This is a genomic window from Methylorubrum podarium, assembly GCF_022179745.1.
GTDB classification, from domain to species: domain Bacteria; phylum Pseudomonadota; class Alphaproteobacteria; order Rhizobiales; family Beijerinckiaceae; genus Methylobacterium; species Methylobacterium podarium.
The window spans coordinates 1-1,644 of the sequence record NZ_BPRD01000688.1; the positions used below are offsets into that span (position 1 = coordinate 1).

A 1,644-nucleotide genomic window follows, 5' to 3' on the forward strand; every position below is an offset into this window, starting at 1 on the left:
GCGAGGCGAGCGCCGCGTCAGAGCCATCGTGGATGATGTTCGCCGGCCAGCGCTCCGTTCCATCGTTCACGGCAACGCGGCAGCCGTCGATGTTCAACCCTCCGGTACCGTGCTTCAGCACGTTCGCAGCGACACTTCCCTCGCTCAGCGGTTTTCGGGCGATGATGATCGGTTCGTACGCCGGCTTGAGAGCGGTACCGAATCCCTCCCATCGCTGAGCATCAGGATCGGTGATCTCGACCCTCCGACCCGTCCACTCCCCTGTTGCCATCTCCCGCAGCAGCGATCCTGGGACTGCGCTGCACGCACCGGACGGCATCGTTCGACCGGAGTAGCGAGCGCTCCCCTGGCGCAGTCCCTGGATGCCTCGACCAACGCTCGTCGATTTCGGGAAGCCCGTGCCGAACACCCAGGAGATCGTGTCGCGAATCTCGAAGCCGGCATCCTCAACCGCAACAGCGAGACGGTGGAACGTCCGGGTACCGCCAAAGGCGACGAGATACCCGCCGGGCTTCAGCACGTTGTAGACGGCGCGCCACGTATCGGGATCGAACGCGACGCCGCCGCCGTCCCAGTCCTGGCCCATGAAGCCATTTGCCATCGCTCGGTAAGGATTCGCGCTGCCGGGCTCACCACCCTTTAGCGGCGCGGAGTTCTTTCCGCCGAAACGTTTTGCGATCGAGAGGTGGTAGGGCGGATCGGTGACACAGGCATCGAACAGCATGCCCTCGGCAGCGAGTTCGCGCATGATCTCTCGGCAGTCGCCCTGGATCACCCGAATGGTCGGTGCCGGATGAGATGCGCCGGACGCCGCTTCCTTCGGCTGTTCATCAGGTCGAAGGGTTGAAGCGAGCTTCAGCGCCGAGAGCACGGCCACGAGCGAGTTGATGTGGCCCTGTCCTCTTTCGAGTTTGATGACCGTTGGCTTCGAGCAACGCGACAGGGCAGCGAGACGCTGCTGAGAAAGGCCGGCGTTCTTCCGGTGCGCGGCCAGCCATTCCCCTATGTCCTGCTCGTTGCTCTGAGTGGTGAAGCGATGGTGCAGAACACCCAGGACCGCTCGCATCGACGCGACGGTGCCGCGTCCGGCTTCCAGATTCTGAACGGTCGCGAGGTCGAGGCGGGCTGATGCGGCGAGAATCTTCTGGGTGATTCTCCTGCGGCGGCGAGTCCTGCGCAGTTCCTGACCGAGGGCAGCGGCGAGGCTCTCAGAGGGTAGGTTCATTGACCGTTTGGGATCGAAGCGGAGGCGAACTGCCGCCAAAATACCCGAGAAACGCTTACCGCCAAGCTGACGCTGACGTGCACGGCGCAGCGCTTTTCGCTTTCGCCTCTGCGACCCGCGTGGGGAGCGCCAGCAGCAGCTAAATACAATTATCCCGCACGGTTTCCCGCTGGCCCCTATTGTACGGATCGTCCCTCATCATCATCAACGACAAGCTTCAGGCTCTCGGGCTAAGCTCTTCCGACCGCGACACATCAATTCGGTGGTGCGGATGTTCGCCCGATCTTCTTCGCGATTGCCGGCGGCGAGGCGGCGGATTCGCGCGCGTGTCGCCTCGAATCGTTTGTAACCTTCGCCATCGTCTCGCAGCGGTTGCTCAGGTCGTTGCGCCGGAAATTGCAGCCGAGCTTCGGCAGCTT

Annotated in this window: 1 protein-coding gene; it reads right to left on the bottom strand. The window is 63.2% G+C overall.

Translation table 11 applies throughout. The features are described 5' to 3' along the window. The coding region (locus MFF42_RS25830) for a helix-turn-helix domain-containing protein (protein WP_238258817.1) at nucleotides 1-1,225 on the bottom strand (1,225 nt) is incomplete at its 3' end. Nucleotides 1,226-1,644 lie beyond the last annotated feature (419 nt).